The sequence below is a fragment of the Xenorhabdus innexi genome (genome assembly GCF_002632485.1).
GTDB lineage: Bacteria > Pseudomonadota > Gammaproteobacteria > Enterobacterales > Enterobacteriaceae > Xenorhabdus > Xenorhabdus innexi.
The window spans coordinates 1-6,099 of record NZ_NIBU01000108.1 but is presented as its reverse complement, the minus strand read 5'-3'; the positions used below and the strand labels follow the sequence as shown (position 1 = coordinate 6,099).

At 39.9% G+C, this 6,099-nt stretch carries 3 protein-coding genes and 1 pseudogene; all 4 read right to left on the bottom strand.

Going from position 1 to position 6,099, the window contains the following annotated elements; translation table 11 throughout:
• Window positions 1-152: 152 nt before the first annotated feature.
• On the bottom strand, window positions 153-1,541 hold the full coding sequence (gene pntB / locus Xinn_RS19685) for a Re/Si-specific NAD(P)(+) transhydrogenase subunit beta (protein WP_086953090.1): 1,389 nt from the start codon (window positions 1,539-1,541) through the stop codon (window positions 153-155).
• A gap of 10 nt (window positions 1,542-1,551) precedes the next feature.
• Window positions 1,552-3,081: a Re/Si-specific NAD(P)(+) transhydrogenase subunit alpha gene (gene pntA, locus Xinn_RS19680; protein WP_086953089.1), complete on the bottom strand. Its 1,530-nt coding sequence runs from the start codon at window positions 3,079-3,081 to the stop codon at window positions 1,552-1,554.
• 969 nt (window positions 3,082-4,050) lie between these two features.
• Entirely contained in the window at window positions 4,051-4,386 is a 336-nt protein-coding gene (locus Xinn_RS19675) for a hypothetical protein (RefSeq protein ID WP_086953088.1), read from the bottom strand.
• Between the two features lie 1,586 nt (window positions 4,387-5,972).
• Window positions 5,973-6,099: pseudogene (locus tag Xinn_RS19670) on the bottom strand (IS5/IS1182 family transposase); the annotation flags it as partial.

The window sequence follows — 6,099 nt, the reverse complement described above, 5'->3', positions numbered from 1 at the left end:
TGTGTATAGGTCATAGTGCATTTTCCTTTGGCGAGAAAGATGCCTACTATAGCAACTGACCGCCTTTCTTAGAAATTGCACTTATTAGTCGAATCCAAGAGCTTTAAATTATTATTTAAAGCTCTTCAGATAATTAATTTATCGGTATCTGTTTACAGCGCACGTAAGATTCCATCAACACTGGCTTTTGCATCACCAAATAACATTTGTGTGTTCTCTTTAAAGAAGAGCGGGTTTTGCACCCCTGCATATCCGGTATTCATCGAACGTTTAAACACAATCACGTTTTGTGCCTTCCAGACTTCCAATACCGGCATCCCTGCTATCGGGCTGTTAGGGTCTTCCTGTGCAGCCGGGTTTACTGTGTCATTCGCCCCGATAACCAGAACGGTATCTGTTTCAGCAAAATCATCGTTGATTTCATCCATTTCCAGAACAATATCATAAGGCACTTTGGCTTCTGCCAGTAAGACATTCATATGACCCGGTAAACGCCCTGCTACCGGATGAATACCAAAACGAACATTAATGCCTTTTTCACGTAATCTTGCGGTGATGTCATGTACCGGATATTGTGCCTGAGCAACGGCCATTCCATACCCCGGAGTAATAATAACGGATGTGGAGTTTCTCAACAGCTCAGCGACCTCTTCTGCGGTCGTTTCGCGATATTCTCCCATCTCCTCATCATCACCCGTTGAAGCGCCATCACTACCAAAACCCCCGGCGATAACGCTGATAAAAGAACGGTTCATCGCTTTACACATAATATAAGAAAGGATCGCCCCGGATGACCCCACTAACGCACCGGTTACAATCAACAGGTCATTACTCAGCATAAAACCAGCGGCAGCAGCGGCCCAGCCTGAGTATGAGTTCAGCATGGAAATAACGACCGGCATATCTGCCCCGCCAATAGATGCAACCAGATGCCAGCCAAATGCCAAAGCAATCGCAGTCATTACCAGCATGACAAAAACCTGTAAACCACTACTTTCTGTTTTGATAAAGATAACCATCAATACAAAAGAGATAATTAAAGCAGCCAGATTAAGTTTATGCCGATGGGGAAGCATTAACGGTTTTGAGGAGATTTTCCCACGCAATTTACCAAATGCCACAACGGAACCGGTAAAGGTGACAGCACCAATAAAGATCCCAAGGAAAACTTCGGTCAGATGAATATTCTCCAGAATCGCATTGGCAAAAATATCATGGGCAATAAAGCTATTGAAACCCACCAGAACAGCAGCCAAACCAACAAAACTGTGTAAGATGGCAACTAACTCCGGCATTTCAGTCATTTCTACTTTTTTAGCAAGCCGAATTCCGATAACTGCGCCAATAATCATTGCCAGAATAAGCCAGCCAATATTTCCGGTATCAGGCCCTAAAATGGTAGCAATCAGGGCAATTGCCATTCCCGTGATGCCAAAGATATTGCCACGCCCGGAGCTTTCATGGCGCGAAAGCCCGGCAAGGCTGAAAATAAATAAGATAGCAGCAACAATATATGCAGCAGTGACTACTCCATTCGACATAAGTTACCCCTTATCCTTTCCGAAACATTTTCAGCATGCGTTGTGTAACAGTGAAACCACCAAAGATATTGATACTGGCAATCAGCACTGCGATGAAAGAAAAGAAACTGACCCACCCACCTTCACCTATTTGCAGTACAGCCCCGACAACAATGATCCCAGAGATAGCATTGGTCACTGACATAAGTGGAGTATGTAATGAATGGCTGACATTCCAGACGACGTAATAGCCAACCACGCAAGACAAAGCAAATACGGTGAAATGGGACAAAAATTCTTTTGGAGCAACATTGGCCAGCCAGCCGAAAAGAATAATCGCCAGTGCCATTAACCCATACTTCAGCCACGGGGATTTAGGTTTCTCAGCCGGTTTATCTGTTTTTCTGACAGGATCAGGTTTAGGAGGTTGTACTGAGACCTGAATTGGCGGAGCTGGCCATGTGATCTCCCCTTCTTTAATGACGGTGACCCCACGGATAACCACATCGTCGAAGTCAATAACAATCTCACCATTTTTTTCTTTACACAGCAGTTTCATCAGATTAACTAAATTAGTGCTGTACAACTGAGATGATTGAGTGGGTAAACGACTGGGTAAATCGGTATAACCGATAATCTTGACACTATTATCTGTCACGACAAGTTTGTCGGCTTCTGTCAGTTCACAGTTGCCGCCATTCTGCGCTGCCAAATCGACAATCACACTGCCCGGTTTCATCGATTCAACCATTTCTTTGGTAATCAGTTTTGGCGCAGGCTTACCCGGAATTAATGCTGTTGTAACGATAATATCAACTTCTTTTGCCTGAGCCGCAAAAAGTGCCATCTCTGCCTTGATGAAAGCTTCTGACATCACTTTTGCATAACCATCCCCGCTACCGGCTTCTTCTTTGAAATCCAATTCCAGAAATTCAGCCCCCATGCTTTGCACTTGTTCCTTAACCTCTGGACGAGTATCAAAAGCACGAACAACCGCACCAAGGCTCCCCGCTGCCCCGATGGCGGCAAGGCCTGCAACTCCGGCGCCAATGATCATAACCTTAGCTGGCGCTACCTTACCGGCTGCTGTTATTTGACCTGTGAAAAAACGGCCAAATTCATGAGCGGCTTCAACAATGGCACGATAACCGGCAATATTTGCCATTGAACTCAAAGCATCCAGAGATTGAGCACGAGAAATTCGCGGGACTGCATCCATTGCCATAACGGTGATGTTACGTTCCGATAACTTATCCATTAATTGAGGATTTTGTGCTGGCCAGATAAAACTAAGCAGCGTAGTTCCTTCCTTCATTAATGCGATTTCGTTCTCTTCCGGTGCATTTATTTTTAAAATAATATCTGATTGCCAGACTTCATTACTTTCTGCAATCACAGCCCCTGCTTTTTGGTAAGCATTGTCATCAAAACTGGCAAGATATCCTGCACCTGACTCAACAACTACACTAAATCCCAATTTCCGTAATTGCTCTACAGTTGACGGAGTGGCAGCAACCCGAGCTTCATTGGGGTATCGCTCTTTTGGTACACCAATATGCATAATGTTTCCTTCTCTAAGAATGAAATATTGCTGATTATTACCTGCTGAAGCCAATTTAACGATTAGATTGTTTTTATTACTACTATTAGTAAAACCTATCAATGAGATTTATCAACAAAGCACTAAGTGATAACAAAATGAAATAGCCCATGCAAGACAATATAGGGTTTCGAACGAGTTGTATTTGTGGAAAACAAAATAATCTCAAATGTAAACGTAGATTGTTTTTATATAAATCACTATTTTTATTAAAATTATTAGAGGCATCTACCAAAAATAGGTAAGCAGTTATTTAGATAGAATAAATTTTTGCGACAATTAGCAGTATTAATGCAAAAATAACGAACAGTAAAAATTATAATATAAAAACAATTAATTAAGATAAAATTAACATAAAAAAATGAAGAAATGCACACATTTATGTACAAACGGAGGTTGTACACAATGTGGTACATAGAAATTTGATTTTACACTGGTCAGATAAGGGAAATTGGGATCTTAACTCCAAGGAAAAACGCCACTAAAAAGCAGACATCCATCCTCTTACATGCCGGATAGCCGTATTATTTTTGTGTACAATGCCACATCAAACCACCGCAGGGAGGGCTTAAAATCAAGCTCTTATCATACAGTAAAGGGTAAAGCCCGATTACGGATTGTAATTACCACTCTCAATATTGAAGCAGCCAAAGTGAGGACCTCGAAAGAATCAATGAGTTGCCTGCCCATCAGTGGTAGATAGATTGAATTGCGACCAGACTGCAAATATGTCGTCTGATTAAATATCAATGAGTTAAAAGAGGAAGATTCTCCTGTTTAACGTAACTGTTTGATTTTAGTTAATTTCTGCTCATAACCGGAGATTGATGAAATCAGGGGTTAAAAGGCGGGAAATCCCGCCTTTAGGTAATTTGATGATTTTACTCATATTCACTAATTGGCAGCCAAGTACAATGGATTAAATATTAACTACTGAAATGTTATGTCTATATTTTTATTTTTCATGTCATAATAGTCTACAAATTTATTATGACATGCTAGCTCACCACAAGTTGCTTCCTTTACCAGTTCATCGCATCCGCTTATTTTTACATTCCATGTGCGCGGTCCTCCACCCATCGTGATAACCTTCACATTAAAACTTAACTTGCAGTCAGCTATATTTTCACCGTATGGGTAACGCACAGACCAATTCACATACCTATCCGCTATCCTACAATTGAAAAATCCATCACTATCTTTTAAATTCATTGTCTTGCTTTCACTCTTGGGGATGTCTATATCTAAGTTACCCGCATCATTCATACAATAATCCCCATCTCTATGGATATATAAATGCTTGCTCGAAGAGTTTTTAAAAGTTACATGATATAAAGTTTCAGCGTGCACTGGATGAATAAATAAACAAGAAGTCATTAATATCAAGCTATATATAATTTTCATATAATTACCCTTATTAGTAGAGGCTTAAGATATTTTATATTCCATTATTAATAGAGAGATAAAATGATAACTGCTTTATCATATGGGTGATTTACCTATCCATTTTAGTGTAAATAAATTAGGTTAATATGGACAACTTAAAAGCCAGCAATCTATTGAGGTAATTTAATATAAAATACAGCTTCCATAGATTTATCGCCTCAGTTAACAATAACCCTCAAATACAGTTTTGATTCGGGAACTATTTTTTATTTTGTCGCGCGTAAATTTGTTATGCCGCGTCTTCACGGATTAAGAGAATTCCGATCACATATTAGGGGCAGTGATTTAGGATAGTGCGTCACACTTAACAAACAGACGCTACGAACCACGATAAATAATATCGCTATGTAATCAAACCACTAAGACAATATAGTGAATTTTAAAATCGGAGATACAATGGAAGAAAGTGAGAAAATAATTATTTCGTCTGAATATGATTTCATTTCTTTTGTCAAAAACATGTTATCTACTGAAAATATAGAATCAGATGAATTTGTGTTCCCGGATATTGAGTTTATAGGTTGGCCTACATTAGATATTGATGTTCAAGGTGAACCTCAACGATACAAATCATCATTAACGGCCTCTATGCTATTTGGAATGGCTGATTTAACCGAGGAAATTTATAGAGCTTTTGCAATATTTAGGTATAGTACATCCAATCTGACAAATTTAACTGAATCTGATAAAAAAGCTCTAGACATAGTTTACTATGTAACTGAGGGGTCAAGTCGAGCCAGAGGGCAAGCAGATCGAGCAATCAATGGAGCCCTGAAATTCTTAAACAATGCGGTGAAAAAAATGAATGGTATACAAGCTCTTGGCATGGTTGTAGCCTTGACCACTTGTGCCAGCACCGTAGGCTGGCATTGGTTAAGTGAGTACTACGAAACTCAACGGCATGACAATAAAACAAAAGTAGAATTGATTAATGCAGCTACTCAATCTGTTGTTGATGGGCAAAAAATTATCGTTGACGCCCTGATTCATGGACAAACAAAAGAAAGTAAAGAAATCTTGCTTCGCGGCGAAGAAGGCAAGACCAGATTAGTTAAAAAACTATCCGCAGATGATTCCGTTCAGCAAGTAGCGCTCGGTTCCCGTATAATCGACAGAGCAGAATTAAACGCGATGAACACTCGACAAAAGATAGACAGAGTGAGAGATGATAAGACTGCTATTTTCTTCATAAATGGGTTGAACTGGAGTGGCGTCGCTAATCAGGATTTGAGTATATCTGTAATAAATTCATCAACTGGCGAAACTCTAACCCTTAAGACAACGGAAGCTGCTATTCTACCTAATGAATTGTTAGCTCTATCTTCATCCTTAACAACAAGGGATGAAATGAAAATAAGATATCTTGAAGTAAAAGAAAACGGAAAGATAACAGTTATATGGTGTCGTCATGAAATACTCAACCAAAGAGCAAGACAGCGGATTTGGACTGCGGCAAGAAACGATGCACTATTTTTGGCATAACGGGTCGCTATACCACGCCAGCGTTTCAAATGGAGAAAAGCGTTTTCAACC

What these genes read in the sequence shown, in the direction of transcription:
- pntB (WP_086953090.1), bottom strand. Translation starts at nt 1,541, where the DNA reads ATGTCGAATGGAGTAGTCACTGCTGCATATATTGTTGCTGCTATCTTA.
- pntA (WP_086953089.1), bottom strand. Translation starts at nt 3,081, where the DNA reads ATGCATATTGGTGTACCAAAAGAGCGATACCCCAATGAAGCTCGGGTT.
- Xinn_RS19675 (WP_086953088.1), bottom strand. Translation starts at nt 4,386, where the DNA reads ATGAATGATGCGGGTAACTTAGATATAGACATCCCCAAGAGTGAAAGC.